This is a genomic window from Paenibacillus foliorum (assembly GCF_013141765.1).
Lineage (GTDB): Bacteria > Bacillota > Bacilli > Paenibacillales > NBRC-103111 > Paenibacillus_S > Paenibacillus_S foliorum.
The window spans coordinates 180,891-201,201 of sequence record NZ_WHOD01000045.1 but is presented as its reverse complement, the minus strand read 5'-3'; the positions used below and the strand labels follow the sequence as shown (position 1 = coordinate 201,201).

General features: G+C 42.2%; 19 protein-coding genes. All 19 read left to right on the top strand.

From position 1 onward, the window contains the following. The first annotated feature begins 159 nt into the window (after window positions 1-159). The 19 genes from GC093_RS09190 (at window position 160) to GC093_RS09100 (ending at window position 20,309) form a co-directional block, all read left to right on the top strand. Window positions 160-996: a hypothetical protein gene (locus GC093_RS09190; protein ID WP_216624561.1), complete on the top strand. Its 837-nt coding sequence runs from the start codon at window positions 160-162 to the stop codon at window positions 994-996. 110 nt (window positions 997-1,106) lie between these two features. Then, complete coding sequence (locus tag GC093_RS09185; RefSeq protein WP_171651555.1) at window positions 1,107-1,871, top strand: DUF3388 domain-containing protein; 765 nt, start codon at window positions 1,107-1,109, stop codon at window positions 1,869-1,871. Between the two features lie 42 nt (window positions 1,872-1,913). Beyond that, on the top strand, window positions 1,914-2,774 hold the full coding sequence (locus GC093_RS09180) for a helix-turn-helix domain-containing protein (protein ID WP_171651554.1): 861 nt from the start codon (window positions 1,914-1,916) through the stop codon (window positions 2,772-2,774). A 121-nt stretch (window positions 2,775-2,895) separates the two neighbouring features. Then, window positions 2,896-3,390, top strand: coding sequence for a YajQ family cyclic di-GMP-binding protein (locus GC093_RS09175; protein WP_171651553.1), 495 nt, complete (start codon window positions 2,896-2,898; stop codon window positions 3,388-3,390). A gap of 144 nt (window positions 3,391-3,534) precedes the next feature. Beyond that, the gene (gene rimO / locus GC093_RS09170; protein WP_171651552.1) at window positions 3,535-4,863 is read left to right on the top strand and encodes a 30S ribosomal protein S12 methylthiotransferase RimO; all 1,329 of its coding nucleotides are present in this window, start codon (window positions 3,535-3,537) and stop codon (window positions 4,861-4,863) included. Further along, window positions 4,860-5,438, top strand: coding sequence for a CDP-diacylglycerol--glycerol-3-phosphate 3-phosphatidyltransferase (gene pgsA / locus GC093_RS09165; protein WP_171651551.1), 579 nt, complete (start codon window positions 4,860-4,862; stop codon window positions 5,436-5,438). The genes rimO and pgsA overlap by 4 nt, the downstream gene beginning before the upstream one ends. A 52-nt stretch (window positions 5,439-5,490) precedes the next feature. Continuing rightward, window positions 5,491-6,732: a competence/damage-inducible protein A gene (locus tag GC093_RS09160; RefSeq protein WP_171651550.1), complete on the top strand. Its 1,242-nt coding sequence runs from the start codon at window positions 5,491-5,493 to the stop codon at window positions 6,730-6,732. 193 nt (window positions 6,733-6,925) lie between these two features. Then, on the top strand, window positions 6,926-7,975 hold the full coding sequence (gene recA, locus GC093_RS09155; protein WP_171651549.1) for a recombinase RecA: 1,050 nt from the start codon (window positions 6,926-6,928) through the stop codon (window positions 7,973-7,975). A gap of 66 nt (window positions 7,976-8,041) precedes the next feature. After that, window positions 8,042-8,734 carry a RecX family transcriptional regulator gene (locus GC093_RS09150; protein WP_171651548.1) on the top strand — a complete coding sequence of 231 codons (693 nt, stop codon included), beginning with the start codon at window positions 8,042-8,044 and terminating at the stop codon, window positions 8,732-8,734. 294 nt (window positions 8,735-9,028) lie between these two features. After that, window positions 9,029-10,576 carry a ribonuclease Y gene (rny, locus tag GC093_RS09145; protein WP_171651547.1) on the top strand — a complete coding sequence of 516 codons (1,548 nt, stop codon included), beginning with the start codon at window positions 9,029-9,031 and terminating at the stop codon, window positions 10,574-10,576. Window positions 10,577-10,719: 143 nt separating this feature from the next. Continuing rightward, complete coding sequence (locus tag GC093_RS09140; protein WP_171651546.1) at window positions 10,720-11,514, top strand: TIGR00282 family metallophosphoesterase; 795 nt, start codon at window positions 10,720-10,722, stop codon at window positions 11,512-11,514. Window positions 11,515-11,655: 141 nt separating this feature from the next. Further along, window positions 11,656-11,916, top strand: a complete 261-nt coding sequence (locus tag GC093_RS09135; protein WP_025335291.1) for a stage V sporulation protein S — start codon at window positions 11,656-11,658, stop codon at window positions 11,914-11,916. 156 nt (window positions 11,917-12,072) lie between these two features. Further along, window positions 12,073-13,017, top strand: coding sequence for a dipeptidase (locus tag GC093_RS09130; RefSeq protein WP_312886485.1), 945 nt, complete (start codon window positions 12,073-12,075; stop codon window positions 13,015-13,017). A gap of 230 nt (window positions 13,018-13,247) precedes the next feature. After that, complete coding sequence (locus GC093_RS09125) at window positions 13,248-14,999, top strand: 2-oxoacid:acceptor oxidoreductase subunit alpha (protein WP_171651544.1); 1,752 nt, start codon at window positions 13,248-13,250, stop codon at window positions 14,997-14,999. Beyond that, window positions 14,987-15,853, top strand: a complete 867-nt coding sequence (locus GC093_RS09120) for a 2-oxoacid:ferredoxin oxidoreductase subunit beta (RefSeq protein WP_171651543.1) — start codon at window positions 14,987-14,989, stop codon at window positions 15,851-15,853. The genes GC093_RS09125 and GC093_RS09120 overlap by 13 nt, the downstream gene beginning before the upstream one ends. A gap of 118 nt (window positions 15,854-15,971) precedes the next feature. Then, window positions 15,972-16,541: a phosphate propanoyltransferase gene (gene pduL, locus GC093_RS09115; protein ID WP_171651542.1), complete on the top strand. Its 570-nt coding sequence runs from the start codon at window positions 15,972-15,974 to the stop codon at window positions 16,539-16,541. A gap of 292 nt (window positions 16,542-16,833) precedes the next feature. Next, window positions 16,834-18,300 carry a tRNA (N6-isopentenyl adenosine(37)-C2)-methylthiotransferase MiaB gene (gene miaB, locus GC093_RS09110; protein WP_171651541.1) on the top strand — a complete coding sequence of 489 codons (1,467 nt, stop codon included), beginning with the start codon at window positions 16,834-16,836 and terminating at the stop codon, window positions 18,298-18,300. A 90-nt stretch (window positions 18,301-18,390) separates the two neighbouring features. Then, window positions 18,391-18,786 (top strand): YlbF/YmcA family competence regulator, encoded by a 396-nt coding sequence (locus GC093_RS09105; protein WP_171651683.1) that lies wholly within the window; start codon window positions 18,391-18,393, stop codon window positions 18,784-18,786. A 170-nt stretch (window positions 18,787-18,956) separates the two neighbouring features. Further along, complete coding sequence (locus tag GC093_RS09100) at window positions 18,957-20,309, top strand: cytochrome P450 (protein WP_171651540.1); 1,353 nt, start codon at window positions 18,957-18,959, stop codon at window positions 20,307-20,309. The last annotated feature ends 2 nt before the right edge of the window (window positions 20,310-20,311 follow it).

Genomic DNA, 20,311 nt, shown 5'->3' with positions numbered 1-20,311 from the left:
TATATTAGGGATTGTTAGTAACTTAATCTCTTGCATTTCTTGGCCTCCTGCTCAGGAGGCTTTTCCCTGGTTTTCATGGTATACTTATTTAGATTGTCTTATTTTTTATGAAAACTCTATGTAGGGTAAACCGGATGATGAAAGGCGGCTTGGAGAAGTTTGAATAAGATGAAACATGCAGGATGGTTGATTTTTATTTGTTTGGCTTTATTTATTAGTGCCTGCGGTAAAAATATGCCGACAATAAGTCCCCAATTATTACAATCCAAACAATCGGTATTGGTAATTACAAAGACCGATTTAAACGAACAAACAGCAGCTGTTGTTCAGAAAACACTGCTTGCATGGCGTGATTCCCAGCATATCGCATTTGAGTGGTTCCCTAACGTGGCTGCACTTGAGAATCCACTGGTCGATAAAATAAAAACATCGCCCTATGATTACATAATCGTTATCGGCAACACTCTCACCTCGGAAGCAGTTTCTCATGCCGCTGCAATGCCGGACAAAAAGTGGATCTTATTAGATGATGCCATATCTCTGTCCGCGGTACCTATCAGCGGAGATCAGATCGTGTGGAAGCAGACGGGACAAGGTTTTATGGAGAAGCAGTGGCAGGAATGGGTTAAGCAGCAGCAGGTTATAGGTAAGAGGTTGGAGTGGGTCACTGTGTCCACCAATCCTATACCCTCTATGTGGGCACCCTCAGAAGAAGCAGAATATATATCTCTTTCTGATGCGGAAGGATGGTATGCGCCATTTCAATCCCAAGTTAGACAGCATGGACCAGATTGGTTAGTGGTTTATTCGCCATTAGAGCCAGCAGTTCTGCAGCGGATGAAAGCTCTGCAAGTACCGATTATGAATATTTCCTCGACCACAATAAATGTACAGTGGGAAACCGTAATGACAGCTGTATTGGACCAGTTACAAAAGCAGTGGACGCCAGGCGTACAAGTTTATCGGAACGAAGAAATTACGGTTATTAAACCTTAATAATCTTTTTCCTTACAGGCAGAAGGAATTTATCGAAATTTGTAGAATAATTTTGTAAACTATTACAATAAAATATGGATGGTTACTTAATTTTATTATGGGGTGTAAAAATGGAAACAAAGCAATGGTACATGGAATACAAAATTCACAAAAATCGTCCCGGTTTGTTGGGAGATGTCGCATCCTTAATGGGGATGCTTGATATTAATATAGTTACCATCAACGGGGTAGAAGATCGTACTCGCGGCATGCTGCTACAAACCAATGATGATGAAAAAGTGGATCTGATGGGTAAAATGTTGAGAAAAGTGGATAATATAACTATTACGGCTCTGCGTGAGCCCAAGCTGGTTGATATTTTAGCAGTTCGTCATGGCCGTTACATTGAACGTGACTCTGATGATCGCAAGACATTCCGCTTTACACGCGATGAACTTGGTCTATTAGTTGACTTTTTAGGCGAAATTTTTAAACGTGAGGGTAATCAGGTCGTGGGGCTACGTGGAATGCCGCGTGTCGGTAAGACAGAGTCCATTATTGCAGGTAGCGTTTGCTCTAATAAGCGTTGGACCTTTGTTTCTTCGACATTATTGCGTCAGACCGTACGCAGCCAATTGTCAGAGGATGAAATGTCAGTGAACAGTGTATTTATTATTGACGGGATAGTGTCGACTATACGTTCAAATGAGAAGCACCATACATTGCTGCAAGAGATCATGAGCATGCCTTCTACTAAGGTAATTGAGCATCCAGATATTTTTATTCGTGAATCCGAATATACTTATGATCATTTTGATTATATTGTGGAATTGCGGAATACACCAGACGAAGAGATTTCGTATGAAACCTTTACCAACGGATTTGGGGATTATTAATAATATCAGTACATCATGACGGTGTTGAAAAGGGGTGAGAATATGTCCGATCTTGGCCAACTGCTGCGAAAAGCACGGATGGAGAATAAGATTTCACTGGATGACTTGCAGGAAACAACCAAAATCCGCAAGCGTTATTTGGAAGCGATTGAAGATGGGAATTACAAGGTACTACCCGGTACGTTCTATGTGAGAGCTTTTATAAAAAGCTATTCCGAGGCGGTGGGGTTGGATCCCAATGAGGTATTGCGGTTATATCAAAATGTAATACCGGCACATGAACAAGAACAGCTTATCGAGCCAATCCGCAGCAAGCGAACCCGCCGTAATACCGAGAAAATCGGAAAATGGGCGTCTAACGTTATGATGGTTTCATTTGTAGTACTTATATTAGGGATTATTTACTACTATCTCAATATGCATTACCCGGGGAATCCGATTGATGCCAAGCCTAGCGATGAGCCCAATCGGGTAACAGACAAAAAGTTAGACCCTTCATCGACCAATTTAAATAGCGGTAGTGCTGCAGTCCCTTTGACCGAGAAGAAGACCGAACCTTCGGTTCCGACACCTCCCCCTGCTCCAAAAATTGAAGTTAAGTTCGTGAAGAGCCAAAGCGGTACGGACTATTATTCAGTTTCCAATGCCGATAAGCTTACTATTCAAATGAAGGTAACAGGTGAAGCGTGTTGGGTTCAGATAGACTCATTGGGGCAGGAGCGAAATATTGTTGAGCAGGGCACGTATACCAATGGGAAATCTCAAACCTGGGAGGTAGCTAACTCAGCATTTCTCATTTTTGGTCGTTCCAACGCTATCGAATTAACGGTGAACGGGACTTTAGTACAGGTAGGAGATACGCCTAACGCGAAACGAATTCAAATCGATTTGCAAAAGGTCTGATTGAAACGACAGAAGACACCCGAAGCGTTGGCTCGCGGTGTCTTTTTATGTTATTATATTAGAAAATTATGCTAGGTCATATTTAGGATTGTAGAATGATGAAGATAAGGGAAGTGTAGCCATGAGTAATGCAGAAAGTTCTTTTGATATTGTGTCCAAGATGGACATGCAAGAATTAAATAATGCGATTAATCAAGCAGAAAGAGAAATAAGTACCCGGTTCGATTTTAAAAACAGCAAAAGCAAAATTGCCATCGAAAAGGAAGAGCTGGTCATTCTCTCGGACGATGAATTCAAGCTGCAAAATGTATTGGATATTTTGTATTCAAAAATGGCAAAACGTGGCATATCGCTAAAAAACCTGGACTACGGCAAAGTTGAGCCCGCATCATCGCAAACCGTTCGCCAAAGAATTAAGCTAAAGCAAGGTATTGACCAAGATAATGCCAAAAAAATCAATATCTTGATTCGCGATTCCAAACTGAAGGTGAAGAGTCAAATTCAAGGTGATCAAATTCGGGTTACCGGAAAAAATAAGGATGATCTTCAGCAAATCATTCAATTGCTAAGGAAAGAGGATATCCCTCTGGAATTGCAATTTCTAAATTTTCGTTAATCATTTTAATCTTTATTAATTACAGGAAACCTTTGTGAGAGCAGGAGTTGCTGCTTTTGCACAGGTTCTTTTTTTGACACTATTCAGTTCATTGTATTATACTTGATACTATTAGAGGCAGGCTTAAATATTGGAGGAAGTAAAATGACAGAGAAAGTAAAAGTAGTTACGTTGGGGTGCGAGAAGAATCTCGTTGACTCCGAAATTATGTCCGGATTAGTTTTTGGACGTGGCTACGAGCTAGTGAGTGATAAAGAAGATGCGACTGTAATCATCGTCAATACATGCGGATTTATCGATGCCGCCAAGGAAGAATCGGTAAATACGATATTAGATATGGCTGATTTGAAAGAAACAGGCCAATTAAAGGCACTGATTGTATCCGGCTGTTTAACACAGCGTTATAAGCAGGAGCTTATGAGGGAAATGCCCGAGATTGACGGTATTGTTGGAACGGGCGACTTTGATAAAATTAATGACATTATCGATGATGCATTAGCTGGGAAGAAACCGATGCTGGTTGGAAACCCGGTGTTTAACTATGACAAGCCTCTCCCTAGAAGGGTTACAACTCCGCGGTACACAGCTTATGTGAAAATTGCCGAAGGCTGCGATAATGCCTGTACCTTCTGTAGTATCCCGATTATGCGTGGTAAATTCCGCAGTCGTAGCATGGAATCTATAGTTGCTGAAGTAGAACAACTGGCTTCGCAAGGAGTTAGGGAAATCAGCTTAATTGCTCAGGATTCCACTAATTACGGTACCGATCTATATGACGGCTTTATGCTGCCGACTTTGTTGAATAAGATTACAGAGGTTTCCGGTATCGAGTGGGTACGTCTGCATTACGCATATCCAGGATTTTTTACCGACGAGCTGATAGACACGATTGCGAGCAATCCGAAGGTTTGCAAGTATATCGATATGCCTTTGCAGCACAGTGAAGACAGCATATTGAAACGTATGAGAAGACCCGGCAGACAGCAGGATGCCAGAGCCTTACTAGAGAAAATACGCACAAGAATTCCTAATGTTTCATTACGGACTTCGTTGATTGTCGGTTTCCCAGGTGAGACTGAACAGGACTTTGAAAACCTGAAGCAATTTATTCAGGATGTGCAATTTGATCGTTTAGGCGTGTTCGCTTATTCCAAGGAACTAGATACGCCTGCCGCTAAGCTTCCAGATCAAGTACCTGATAAGGTGAAAGAATACCGTGCAAATACATTAATGGAAATTCAAAGGGAAATCTCGAATTTGCGAAATGGTAATCGTATCGGACATACTGTAGATGTGTTAATAGAAAAGTATGATGGCCGCAATGACGTATATGTTGGCAGATCTCAGTATGATGCACCTGAAATTGACGGAGAAGTGTTTGTAACAGGATCACAGCTAGAGATAGGTAAAATAGCAAAGGTTCGTATTACCCATTCGTTTGAGTTTGATTTATCTGGGGAGGTTGTGGCATGAACCTGGCCAACAAGATCACCTTGGCGAGGATCTTTTTAGTTCCAATTATCATGCTTTTTTTACTGGTCAACGTGAAGTTTCCGCATATCCGAATTGAACAATTTAGCATTACTTACAATCAGATTATTGCTGCGCTTATTTTCATCATTGCCGCGTGGACGGATGGTCTGGACGGATATATTGCCAGAAAGCGGAAGCTTGTAACAAATTTGGGAAAGCTGCTCGATCCATTAGCGGATAAGCTGCTTGTGTCAGCGGTTCTCGTCTCTCTTGTAGAGATGGATAAAGTAGGGGCTTGGATCGTTATCGTTATTATCAGTCGGGAGTTTGCGGTTACTGGTCTGCGTCAAATTGCCTTGCTGGAGGGGCATGTAATAGCGGCGAGTAAGTGGGGGAAATGGAAGACAGCTGCCCAAATCACTGCCATTATCTCCTTATTGATCAATAACTTTCCGTTTGCCTTTATTAACTTCCGGTTCGATATGTTTGCAAGCTGGATCGCAGCTATCATTACGCTGTATTCAGGATTTGATTACTTTATCAAAAATAAACATGTTATTAACTTTAACGAATGAAAACAGTAGGCTTAGCCCTATTGTTTTTGTTTTATTCTGAGGGGATGAAAATATGAAAGCGGAGATTATTGCGGTTGGAACAGAATTACTGTTGGGGCAAATTTTGAATACAAATGCTCAATACTTAGCTCAGTCATGTGCTGATTTGGGAGTAAGCGTCTACTTTCAGACCGTCGTGGGTGATAACATGAGCCGCTTAACCGAAGCGCTGCAAACAGCAAAGGGCCGTGCAGACCTGATCATTTGTACCGGGGGGCTTGGACCGACACAGGACGATCTAACTAAGGATGCCCTCGCTGCTTTTCTAGGAAGGCAAATCATTATGCACCAACCGTCAATGGATGCGATAGAAGCGATGTTCAGTACTCGTGGGATACATATGGTAGAAAGCAATCGCAGGCAAGCGCTTATGCTTGATAATAGCGATCCACTAACTAATGATGCAGGACTTGCAGTTGGAATAGCGCTGACACAAGATCAAACGCACTATGTATTACTTCCAGGTCCTCCCAAAGAAATGAAACCGATGTTTGAAAGGTATGCCGCTCCTTGGATTTCATCTAAAATGAATCATGTGCATCCTCTATTCTCTCGGATGCTCAAATTTGCGGGTATCGGGGAATCGTCGCTAGAGCATGAATTACTAGATCTTATTAAAGCTCAGACGGATCCTTCCATTGCACCTTACGCTAAAGAAGGTGAAGTCGCCATTCGCTTAACAACCCGGGCAGGATCAGAAGCTGAAGCAGCTGTGAAATTGGATCCAATGGAACGTGAAATTCGCAGCAGGCTAGGACAGTATGTCTATGCAGCGGAAGATGTAACGCTGGAGCAAGAAATTGTCCACATTCTGAGCAGCAGAAAGCAGCTTCTGGCTGCGGCAGAAAGCTGTACAGGAGGATTGTTCAGCAACATGCTCACATCGGTTCCTGGGAGCTCTGCCGTGTATAGAGGAGGCATTATATGCTATTCCAATATCTTAAAGCATAGGCTGCTGAATGTGCCTATGGATGTTCTTGAGGGTCCAGGAGCTCCGGGTGCTATCAGTGCTGAAGCTGCGAAGATATTAGCCGAGCAGATGTTAGCGCAAGCCGGTTCGGATTATGCGGTAGCCATTACTGGGGTAGCGGGTCCTGATTCATCGGAAGGCAAGCCGGTTGGTCTTGTGTATGTGGGGATTGCCAGTACGCAAGGGGAGACGGTAGTGGAGCAGCTACAGCTTACCGGCAATAGGGATTCTATCAAATGGCGCGCAGCCAAAAGCGCCCTATATAAGCTTTGGAAGCTTCTCTAAAAAATACTCTTGTATTGTGTGTTCGTAATGTAATATAATAGATTTACGGAAGCACCGTAACAAGTCATGGCCACTTTGTTACGGTTTTTCTTTTGAGTTTTAATCGAATGTATGTTCGTAAAAAAATGCTTGGCAACACAAACAAAACCAGTTATCATGTAATTATCCAATATAAAAAAAGGAAGTGACTGTTTTGGCAGATCGGCGTGCAGCATTGGAAAGTGCCCTTCGTCAAATTGAGAAACAATTTGGTAAAGGCTCTATTATGAAGCTGGGTGAATCCACCCATATGAAAGTTGAAACTATTCCCAGCGGTTCCTTGGCCCTTGACATTGCACTGGGTATCGGCGGTTATCCGCGTGGTAGAATTATAGAGGTATACGGACCAGAATCTTCTGGTAAAACAACGGTTGCTTTACATGCAATTGCTGAGGTGCAAAGAGCGGGCGGAACAGCTGCTTTTATCGATGCTGAGCATGCACTAGATCCATTATATGCGAGTAAATTAGGAATTAACATTGATGATCTACTGTTGTCCCAACCAGATACAGGAGAGCAAGCGTTAGAGATTGCTGAGGCTCTTGTGCGCAGTGGTGCAGTTGATATTATTGTAATAGACTCTGTCGCTGCTCTGGTTCCAAGAGCGGAGATCGAGGGTGAGATGGGCGATTCACATGTTGGCTTGCAAGCCCGACTCATGTCTCAGGCATTGCGTAAACTTTCTGGCGCTATTAATAAATCCAAAGTAATTGCGATCTTTATTAATCAGCTCCGTGAGAAAGTAGGCGTCATGTTCGGTAATCCAGAGACGACTCCAGGGGGCCGAGCATTGAAGTTTTATTCAACCATCCGTTTGGATGTCCGTCGTATTGAAACAATCAAACAGGGCAATGACATGGTTGGTAACCGAACACGTATTAAGGTTGTAAAAAATAAAGTGGCTCCGCCATTTAAACAAGCGGAAATCGATATCATGTACGGCGAAGGTATTTCCAAAGAAGGAAGTATTATCGACATTGGTTCTGAAATGGATATCGTTCAAAAGAGTGGTGCTTGGTATTCGTATAACAATGATCGTTTGGGTCAAGGTCGTGAGAATGCAAAGCAATTCCTAAAGGATAATCCTCATATTGCTGATGTTATCGATGGTAAAATACGTGAAAACAGTAATTTGATTGTAGCAACAGGGTCCGATTTGGATGAAGTGGATGAGGATGAAGAAGATTTGGAAGCAACTGAATAGCAAGGTTAGAAGGCACCTTTACTAATGGTATAAGGTGCCTTTGCCTTAGGCTTGGAGTGTTTATGTATGGATAATGAATTGAACTTATCTGGAACGATTACGAAGGTAGAGCGGCAAAAGAAATCGAAGGAACGGTACAATCTTTTTATAGACGAACAATTCGCCTGTTCTGTTCATGAGGACATATTAATTAAGTATAGACTTGTTAAGGGGACAATGATCAATCTTAAAGAAATGAACGAGATTGCAGAAGCTGAAGATAAGCAGCGGGCTTATTTGGATGCAGTTAGGTTGTTGGCCTCCAGACTTCGTACCCAGCACGAATTGACCATCCGTTTGAAGCAAAAGGGGTATGAAGCCCCGTTAATTTCAAACACAATAGAACGCTTGAAACGAGAGCAATATTTGGATGATCAATTGTTTGCAGATCAACTCACGAAACAGCGAATCAATTCGCAGAAGAAGGGCCGGAACTGGGTTAAGCAGGAACTGAAGCAAAAAGGCCTAAATCCAGAGCAGATTACGCAGGCCATTGATCAAATTGATGAGGATGCGGAATATCGCAGCGCTTTCGATTTAGGGTCAAGGAAGTATCATAGTGAAGCTAATAAGGATATCCAGAAAGCAAAAAGAAAGACAATGATGTTTCTTCAGCGCAGGGGCTATAGTCTAGGAATCATTTCACGTGTTATGAAAGCAATAAGCAGCCCTGAGGATTTCGAGGATGAACAGATGATTGAGACTGAATTCGATGAATAAAATAAGTTAATGATGTATACTATTAGTGGAGTTAAATAATGTAAATTTTATCGCTACAGCTTTCTTCAGTTCATTATGAAATCAATTATGCAACGGACACCTTGACAAGCTTCTTCGACAAAAGATAAAATAATAATGTGTATATTTATACAAAGGATCATCTTGACCTGCCTGATCGGGTGATTCGCAAAGTAAAATCGCCAATTTTTACTTTATTCTTACGCTTGTAAAACGGATTAAAAACCATACTGTCCCAAGCTTACCCCTTGGAGAAACAACGAGGAGGTGAACTGGATGCAATTAAATCCGGTCATCTGGATCTTAATCATCCTCTTTGTTGGTGCAATATGCTTAGGGATTGGTTATTTTATCCGCAAATCCATTGCAGAAGCGAAGATTTCAAGTGCTGAGCAAGCCGCCCAGCAAATCAAGGAAAGCGCGAGTAAAGAGGCGGAGGCACTAAGGAAAGAAGCGGTTCTGGAAGCGAAGGATGAGATTCATAAGCTCCGAACCGAAGCTGAAAAAGACATTCGTGATCGTCGAAATGAAACACAACGACAAGAGAGACGTTTGTTGCAAAAAGAGGAATCGCTGGATAAAAAATTAGAATCTCTGGAAAAGAAAGAAGAGCAAGTAGCCAACAAAGAGAAGAGAATTGAAGAAACCCAATCACAAATTGATGAGCTTTACAAAAAACAAGTTTCGGAATTAGAGCGAATTTCTGCTCTTTCCACAGATGATGCTAAACAAATCATCCTTAACAATGTCGAACAAGAGGTTCGCCACGAAACAGCACAGTTAATTAAAGAAATTGAGCAGCAGGCTAAAGAAGAGGGCGACAAAAAGGCTCGCGAGATTATCACGTTGGCGATCCAAAGATGCGCTGCTGATCATGTAGCAGAAACTACAGTATCTGTGGTTTCATTGCCTAATGAAGAGATGAAAGGCCGCATTATCGGACGCGAAGGTAGAAATATCAGAGCTTTGGAAACATTGACGGGAATCGATCTAATTATTGACGATACACCTGAAGCCGTTATTCTGTCCGGTTTTGATCCGATTCGCCGTGAGATTGCTCGAACTTCACTTGAGAAGTTGGTTGCAGACGGTCGGATTCATCCCGCTCGCATTGAAGAAATGGTCGAGAAGTCCCGTAAGGAAGTGGATGAACGCATTCGTGAATACGGGGAGCAAGCAACATTTGAAACTGGTGTTCATGGGTTGCATCCAGATTTGATCAAAATTTTGGGCCGTCTGAAATTCAGAACGAGTTATGGACAAAACGTGTTGAAGCATTCGATGGAAGTGGCCTATTTGACAGGATTGATGGCGGGAGAGCTCGGGGTAGACGTGACATTGGCGAAACGTGCCGGTCTCCTGCATGACATCGGTAAAGCTTTGGATCATGAAGTTGAAGGTTCGCATGTTGAAATCGGCGTAGAAATTGCCAAGAAGTACAAGGAACATCCGGTCGTCATAAACAGCATTGCGTCCCATCATGGTGACTGTGAAGCAACTTCGGTTATTGCTATGCTGGTTGGCGCGGCAGACGCATTGTCCGCTGCTCGTCCGGGAGCGCGTCGTGAAACACTCGAAACTTATATCAAGCGTCTTGAGAAGCTTGAAGAAATTTCAGAGTCATTTGAAGGCGTTGAGAAATGCTATGCAATTCAAGCCGGACGTGAAGTTCGTGTCATGGTACAGCCTGAGAAGGTCGACGATACCGAAGCTTTCCGCCTGGCGCGTGATATAACGAAAAAAATCGAGAGTGAGCTGGATTATCCGGGTCATATTAAGGTAACCGTTATCCGTGAAACGCGTGCGGTCGAATACGCAAAATAATAAAATGTATTTAAAAAGAAAAGTGGCTGAAAAGCCACTTTTCTTTTGTCTTTATAAGAGCAGTACGTTATAATATAAGTTTGAACCAGAGTACAGACTAACGGGTAATGAAATGTTTAATTACAACTGATGGGAGACCTGACATGAGAATTTTGTTTATAGGAGATATAGTTGGTTCGGTTGGGCGTAAAGCTGTAAAAGCTTGCTTGCCGAGATTGAAGACGAAGCTGAATCCAACCTTTATTATAGCTAATGGAGAGAATGCAGCAGCGGGAAGAGGTATCACAGCGGCCATTACAAAGGAACTGTTCGAGCTTGGTGTTCATGGAATTACAATGGGCAATCATACCTGGGATCAAAAAGAGATATTCGATTTTATCGATGATGAGGATCGGATGGTAAGGCCTGCTAACTTTCCAAAAGGGACGCCTGGTAGAGGCTATACAACGATCAAAGTAAAGGACCAGGAGCTGCTGATTATTAATTTGCAGGGACGCACTTTTTTACCGCCGCTGGACTGTCCTTTTGAGAAAGTGGATTCAATCCTTGAGTCCCAGAAGAAGAAACATAAATACGTACTCGTAGACTTCCATGCAGAAGCAACCTCTGAGAAGCTTGCAATGGGCTGGCATTTGGACGGGAAGGTGTCCGCAGTGGTTGGGACGCATACGCATGTTCAGACTCATGACGAGCGTCTGCTGCCTTCAGGGACGGCCTATGTAACTGATGTGGGTATGGTAGGTCCGCAGGATGGAATTCTAGGTATGGAAAGAACGGCAGTTATGCAGAAATTTAAAACCCAGCTTCCCGTCCGTTTTGTGGTGGATGAAGGTAAATGGCATTTTCATGCAGTGTGTATTGATTTAGATCCAATAAGCGGGCTAGGAAAAAAAATACAATTAATTCGAATGGACGAGGATCAATTGTTGTTTGAGTAATTTCAGTACAACAAATAACGAAATGTCGGAAAATTCATAATTGTTAGAAAATACGATCTTCGGGATGAAGGAATTAACTGCAAATTTTTAGAATATGAATAGTACTGGAAGCAATCCATCATTCCCGAGGAGGTACTTTTCATGGATGTATTAAAAGTTTCAGCAAAGTCTAATCCTAACTCCGTAGCCGGCGCACTAGCAGGGGTATTACGTGAGCGCGGTGCTGCCGAACTGCAAGCGATTGGTGCCGGCGCTCTTAATCAAGCTATTAAAGCCGTAGCAATTGCTCGTGGATTCGTGGCTCCTAGCGGGGTAGATTTGATTTGTATACCAGCATTTACAGACATCGTGATTGATGGAGAAGACCGCACGGCTATTAAATTGATCGTAGAGCCAAGATAGCTCAGCCTTCATTATAAGTGAATAGTAAGCGCCTGTTTACGTTGTAAACAGGTTTTTTTAGTTGAATAGAAGTATAAATTCTTTAGACTTTTGTCCTATAAACTGCTGCGAATGCTGTTCATCCTTCAAATGTTATTAGTAAGAGGGGGGAATTCCGTGATTATAATTGATGGTCATTGTGACGTTTTATGGAAAATGTATGAGAACCCACTGATCAATTTCTATGAGCCTCAACAAGCTGAGCTGGATGTTAACTATGAAAATATAATAAGGTCGGGAGTTAAAATCCAATGCTTTGCCATTTACTTGCCGGAATCCATTAAGCAGCCAAAATTCGATGATTACCTGGAGTACATAAATATTTTTTATCAGAAGATCGCAATAAACGATAAATTGACTGTAATCAAAAACCAGTCAGACTTGCTGCAAGTGATGAATGGGACAAAGGTTGGAGCTATACTGACCTTAGAAGGCGCAGACGCGATTAATGATCATTCCTTGTATACGCAAATTCTATATCATCTTGGAGTGCGTATGATCGGTGTAACGTGGAATTACGCAAATTGGGCGGCCGATGGGATTTTGGAAGCAAGAAAAGGGGGTTTTTCAAAAAAAGGAAAAAGATTTATTAAAGAGTGCAATGATTTGGGCATAATATTAGATGCGTCCCATTTGTCGGTTCGTTCGTTTTGGGATCTTGCTGATCATTCAAGCAGCCCAATAGTTGCAACACATTCTAATGCAGAGGCGGTTTGTAAGCATCCGAGAAATTTGAAAGATGATCAGATACGTGCTTTAATTATAAAAGGCGGGCGAATAGGTATGACGTTCGTACCGTGGTTTGTAAGTGACGCAGGGACCGCATCCATAGCGCAATTAATAAAGCATATAGAGCATGTGTGCGCTCTGGGCGGGGAAAAGCATGTTGTGTTAGGGTCCGATTTTGATGGATTTGATAAGAAGATAACTGATCTGGAGCATACTGGCCAAATGGACAATCTGGCACAACAACTTTCTCGTTTTTATAGTGACCAAACAGTGGAAGGCTTCTTGTATCGAAACTGGTTTTCGTTTTTTAAAACGAATTTACCCGTTTCATAAACGCTTACATCTTTCTTGGATATGTATAATAGTTGAATCGATCTCATTTTGATATGGATATCATCTAAAAATACTATGTTTGTTTTATTGAAAAGCACTTGCTTTTTGTCGCTTAAAATCATAAAATTTGGATGACAACTGAAAGAAATTTTTTATCTATATATTAAGTTTCTTTTAAACATAAGTTGATCAGTTGCAAAGTCAGTGACTATCAAAAGGAGTGGACAACGGTGATTAGCCAATTATCTTGGAAGATCGGAGGACAACAAGGGGAAGGTGTAGAAAGTACCGATAAAATATTCTCGACGGCATTGAATCGTCTAGGATATTATTTGTATGGGTACCGTCATTTCTCCTCTCGTATTAAGGGGGGACACACCAACAACAAGATCAGAATCAGCACAAAGCCTATTCGTGCCATTTCCGATGATCTAGATATCCTTGTTGCATTTGACCAAGAAACAATCGATTTGAACGCATTTGAGCTGCGTGACAACGGTGTAATCGTTGCAGACGCTAAATTTAATCCTGTTGTACCAGAAGGTATCAAGGCTCGTTTATTTCCAGTGCCAATTACGGCTATCGCAGAAGAGCTTGGAACTTCATTATTTAAGAATATGGCTGCTTCCGGCGCATCTTGGGCTTTGCTCGGCTTGCCACTGGAAGTGTTTAATAAAGCAGTTGAAGAAGAGTTCGGACGTAAGGGTGCCGCGGTTGTTGAGAAGAACATCGAGGCAGTTCGTAAAGCGGCTGAATTTATTTTGGAAGCAAACGGCGGACCCTTGCTTGAGTTCCAATTGGAGCCAGCAGACGGTAAGCAAAAATTGTTCATGATCGGTAACGATGCAATTGGTCTGGGTTCACTTGCAGGGGGATGTCGTTTCATGCCTGCTTACCCAATTACTCCTGCGTCTGAGATCATGGAATACTTAACTAAAACCCTTCCTAAATTCGGCGGTGCCGTAATTCAAACGGAAGATGAAATCGCGGCTGTAACAATGGCAATCGGAGGCAACTACGGTGGTGTTCGTACCATGACAGCATCCGCAGGTCCTGGTCTGTCCTTGATGATGGAAGCAATCGGCTTGGCCGGTATGACGGAAACACCTATTGTTATTGTGGACACTCAGCGTGGAGGCCCAAGTACTGGTCTGCCTACCAAGCAAGAACAGTCCGACTTGTATGCCATGATTTATGGTACACACGGTGAAATTCCAAAAATCGTACTTTCTCCTTCATCGATTGAAGAGTGCTTCTACGATGCAGTTGAAGCTTTCAACTTGGCTGAGAAATACCAATGTCCTGTTATTTTGCTAACTGACCTGCAACTATCACTAGGTAAACAATCCTGTGAAATGCTGGATTACAATAGAATTCAAATTGACCGCGGCCGCTTGGAACAAGGCGAGCTTCCGGAAAATGAGCCTAACAAGCTGTTTAAACGTTACGAGTTTGCTGAAGATGGCATCTCTCCACGTGTTATCCCAGGTCAAAAACACGGGATTCACCATGTTACCGGCGTAGAGCATGACCAAGAGGGACGTCCATCAGAAAGTACGGATAACCGTAAGAAAATGATGGATAAACGTATGGAGAAATTGAAGCATGTAAAAGTAACGAATCCTATTCTTATCGACGCACCTCATGAAGAACCGGAACTGCTGATCATTGGCATGGGTTCGACAGGCGGAACAATTGATGAAGCTAGAGCGCGCTTGGAAGCAAAAGGAATTAAAACAAATCACGCAACAGTTCGTCTTATGCATCCGTTCCCGGCTGCTGAATTAGAGCCTTTCATGGATAAAGCAAAGACAGTAGTTGTTATCGAGAACAATGCTACGGGTCAATTAGCTTCATTAATCAAATTGAACGTAGGTCATGCAGACAAAATTAAAAGCTTGCTTAAATATAACGGTAATCCATTCTTGCCAGCAGAAATCACTACATTTTGTCAGGAGCTGAACCTTGTATGGCAACATTAAAAGACTTTCGTAACAATATTAAACCTAACTGGTGCCCTGGATGTGGAGATTTCTCCATTCAAGCGGCAATTCAAAGAGCGGCTGCTAACGTTGGTTTGGAGCCTGAAGATTTAGGTATCGTTTCCGGTATCGGATGTTCCGGCCGTATCTCTGGTTACATTAACGCTTACGGTTTCCATGGTGTTCATGGCCGTTCGCTTCCAATTGCTCAAGGCTTGAAAATGGCTAACCGTGAGTTGACTGTACTAGCTGCAGGCGGCGATGGCGATGGCTTCGCAATTGGTATGGGTCATACCGTTCATGCAATCCGTCGTAACATCAATATTACTTACATCGTAATGGATAACCAAATTTATGGTTTGACAAAAGGCCAAACTTCTCCAAGAAGTGCTGAAGGCTTCAAAACTAAAAGTACACCTGCAGGTTCAATTGAATCCGCATTGTCTCCATTAGAAGTAGCTTTGGCAGCTGGCGCAACGTTCATTGGTCAATCGTTCTCCAGTAACCTGAAGCAGTTGACGGCTTTGATCGAAGCTGGAATGAAACACAATGGATTCTCATTCATCAACGTATTCAGCCCATGTGTTACTTTTAACAAAGTCAACACTTATGACTGGTTCAAAGAAAACATCGTAGATCTGGAAGAAACTCCTGATTACGATCCGTCGAACCGTGTTATGGCGATGACTAAAATAATGGAAACAAACAGCTTGCTTACTGGCTTAATTTATCAAAATACTAATAAAACAAGTTATGAAAATCACGTTCCTGGTTTCAAAGAAGAAGGAATGTCTAAACTTAACTTAAAAATTTCTGAGCAAGAATTTGATAAATTGGTAACTGAATTTAAATAGATTTTCTGCTAAAAGCATGTGGCTGCTTGCCATATGCTTTTTTCATAGAAAAACGATATAATATGACTTGTGCAATCATTGTTGAAAACAGACTGAAACAAAAAATGAGGTGTGGTTTATGAAACAAGTGCCGATTGGGGTATCTGCTAGACATATTCATTTATCTGAGGAGCATATTGAACTGTTATTTGGTAAAGGGTACCAATTGAAGGTACTCAAGGATCTATCTCAACCAGGGCAATATGCCGCGGAGGAAACGGTTGCTGTTGTTGGGCCGAAGGGAAAGTTCGAGAAAGTTCGGATTTTAGGTCCTGCACGAGGGGGCACGCAGCTGGAGGTTTCGCGTACCGATGCTTTTTCGTTGGGTTTGAACCCACCGGTTCGTGAATCGGGAAATACGGATGGAACGCCTGGGATCCAACTAATTGGGCCAGCAGGAGAGGTAACCATACCTCAAGGTGTCATTATTGCAGCTAGACATATTCATTTTCATACGGATGATGCCGCTAAATGGGGTATAATCGACAAGCAGCTGCTTACAGTTAAAATTGAAGGTGAAAGATCATTAATCTTTGAGCAGGTGTTGGCGCGTGTATCCGATCAGTATTCGCTTGATATGCATATAGATACAGATGAAGCTAATGCAGCGGGTGCTAAGACAGGTGATATCGCTCTGATCTTATCATAACCCGCGAAATAGCATACATAATAGATCTCCACATAGCTATATGTGGAGTTTTTTTTATAATCTAAGAATTTCATAGTTTTCAGCGAAGCTGTAAGATTCTTAGGTTTCAAGAAAACCCACTTTTAATTCACGGTCGCTCTTCCTTGTAAGGCTTAATAGAGGTTTTCTTAATTTTATCATTTGTGCGGATTTCGCCTTTTTATAGCACTTGGATATAGAGTAGAAAAAATGCTATAATTTATTGTCAGACTACAAAAAAAGAATTTTGTTTATATAGAAGGAAGGTGCAACATTGCCTAAAGAAACGAAGGATTATGAGAAGTACTTCCAGCCACCTTCTCTCACTGATGCAAAAAAGCGAGGGAAAGAGGATATCCAGGTTCATTATGATTTTGGTATTCCTGAAGAGATGACTGTTTTTGGAAAAGACAAATATTATTATATCCAAACCTACGGCTGTCAAATGAATGAACATGATACGGAAACGATTATGGGACTTTTAGAACAAATGGGCTACCAGTCCACTGAAGATCGTAGGCAGGCTGATGTTATTCTATTGAATACCTGTGCGGTCCGAGAAAATGCTGAGGATAAAGTTTTCGGCGAATTAGGGCATTTAAAGCATCTGAAAATCGAGAAGCCTTCTTTAGTACTTGGCGTATGTGGCTGTATGTCACAGGAAGAAGCCGTAGTAAATCGTATTTTAAAGAAGCATCCATTTGTTGATCTAATATTTGGAACCCATAATATCCACCGCCTTCCATTGCTGTTAAAAGAGGCTTTTTTCAGTAAGGAAATGGTGATAGAGGTTTGGTCTAAGGAAGGCGATATCGTAGAGAATTTGCCGAAGAAACGCGAAGGCATTAAGGCTTCTGTAAACATCATGTATGGATGCGATAAATTCTGCACCTACTGCATTGTTCCTTACACCCGGGGCAAGGAGCGCAGCCGCAAGCCGCAGGATGTATTAGCAGAAGTGCGGGATTTAGCTAGACAAGGGTTTCAGGAAGTTATGCTGCTCGGTCAAAATGTGAATGCTTATGGGAAGGATTTCGAAGATAGTGAATATCGTTTTGGGGATTTGATGAATGATATTTCCAAAATTGACATTCCTCGTGTTCGATTTACGACCTCGCATCCTCGTGATTTTGATGATCACTTGATTGAGGTTTTGTCAAAAAAAGGAAATCTAGTGGAGCAAATCCATTTACCGGTTCAATCAGGTAGCAATGAGATTTTGAAACGGATGAGCCGTAAGTATACGCGGGAGCATTACTTGGATCTCGTGGCCAAAATTAAGCAAGCAATCCCTGATGCCAGTCTGACTACGGATATTATTGTCGGTTTCCCAGGTGAGACGGAGGAGCAGTTCGAGGAAACGCTCTCTTTAGTTAAAGAGGTTAAATTCGACGGTGCTTATACCTTTATCTATTCTCCACGTGAAGGTACCCCTGCTGCGGCCATGGCTGACGATGTACCTATGGAAGTTAAGAAGAGCCGGTTGTACCGCCTTAATGACATTCTGGGCCAGTTTAGTAAGGAATGTAATGAGAACTACAAGGGACAAGTGCTAGAGGTACTGGTTGAAGGCGAGAGTAAGAATAATGCGGAGGTTCTTGCAGGACGGACGCGGACTAACAAGCTTGTACATTTAACTGGACCAAAAGAATTGATAGGTAAGGTCGTACCCGTTAAAATAACGGATGCTCAAACCTGGTATATTAAGGGTGAATGGGTCCCCGCAGCGGTAGCCAATTAATCATACATTTTTTAAGGAGCGTGAGTAGCAATGTCAGGAAACCATAACCATAGTCATGACCATCACGATGCTCATATGCAGTGCAGCGATATGGAGCACTACACCAACACTGAAATGATCGTACGAGAGGATATTTTATCCAAAGCTAAGGAATTAGCTGAATTAATCTCTACATCAAATGAAGTACAGTTTTTTCAAAAGGCCGAAGTGCAAATTTCATCGAATGATCAAATTCAAACTTTAATTAGTGCGATTAAAAAGAAACAAAAAGAAATTGTAGCATTCGAATCGTTCCAAAATGCAAAGATGGTTACTAAAATTGAAAAGGAAATTGAGGACCTGCAGGATCAATTGGACTCTATTCCTATTGTTAATGAGTTCCGTCAATCCCAAGAAGATATCAATTATTTGCTTCAGCTTGTCATGTCTGTAATCCGTGATACGGTTTCAGAAAAAGTGACTGTTGAATCAGGTGCATCTGAATAAATCACTCATAAATGCTTGTACCTTATAGGCCGTCTTGCATCGAATTTTCGATGGAGGCGGTTTTTTAGCATTTTCTGGTATAGAAAGAAAAATATTAAAGATACTAAGAGGCAGTATAGAGCATACGATGCCGGTTTCGCTAAAGCATAACTTCTCAGGAGGGAACAATTATGGTAACAACTAAAACACCAGGTCCTAAAGGACTGCTTATTACAGGTAATTTACTAGCTTTTCGTAAAGATCCTCTCGGTTTTTTGCTCAAAACACAGCAGGAATTCGGGGATGTCGCACACATGAGATTTGGACCGGCACGTCATATGTATTTAATCAACGATCCGGATCTCATTAAGGAAGTACTTATGACCAAGCAAAAATCATTCCAAAAGGCAAAAGGGCTGCAGACGGCCAAAGCGGTGGTAGGAGAAGGAGTATTGACAAGTGAAGGAGAGGCGCACCTACGCCAACGCAGGCTTATGCAGCCGTCTTTCCGCAAAGATCGTGTAAGTAAGTACGCAGATTCGATGGTCGAATTGACCGATGATCTGCTAGCAGGCTGGAAGGACCATCAAGAGCGCTCAATAACGGATGATATGATGGAGCTGACTTTGAATATAATAACCAGAACGATGTTTGGTACGAGCTTGAAGGGAGGATTGCATGATATAGGACATGCGGTAGAGGTTGGGATGAAATATGTGAGCAATAAGGCTTCTTCGATTTTTGACATCCCAGAAAGCATACCGACAAAGAGTAATTTGGAATTTAAGCAGGCAGCCAAGACGCTGGATGACGTTATATACAGAATTATAGAGGAGCGCAGAAACAACCCTAATACGAATGGAACAGGCGATGACCTGCTCAGCATGCTGCTTGCGGCTAAGGATGAAGAAGATGGAACCGGCATGACGGATCAACAGGTACGTGATGAAGTAATGACTATATTCTTGGCGGGTCACGAAACCACAGCGAACACTTTAGCTTGGACCTGGTATTTATTGTCATCGCACCCGGAAGTGGAACACAAGTTGTGGCAAGAGCTTGATCAGGTGCTTGGAGGAAGAAAACCGACGATTGATGATCTAGGAAAACTAGATTATTTGCATCAGGTGATATGGGAATCAATGAGGCTGTATCCCGCTGTATGGGTAATAAACCGCGAAGCAACCGAAGAGGTCGAAATTGGAGGGCATTTGTTTAAGCCCGGAGATACTTTGATGATGAGTCAGTTTGCCATGCATCGCAATCCCAAGTATTATGACCACCCAGAGCAATTTATCCCTGAACGTTTTGCAGGAGGGGAGCTATTGAAGCGAATTCCACAATTCGCGTACTTTCCTTTTGGTGGAGGTCCTAGGGTGTGTATAGGCAATAATTTTGCGCTTATGGAAGCGGCTTTGATTCTTGCCACGATTGGTAGCCGATATAAACTTAGCTTAGCGCCAAATCATCCGGAGGTAGAGCCAGAGCCTCTCGTTACATTGCGTCCCAAATTAGGGCTGAAAATGATCGTAGCGGCTAGATAAGG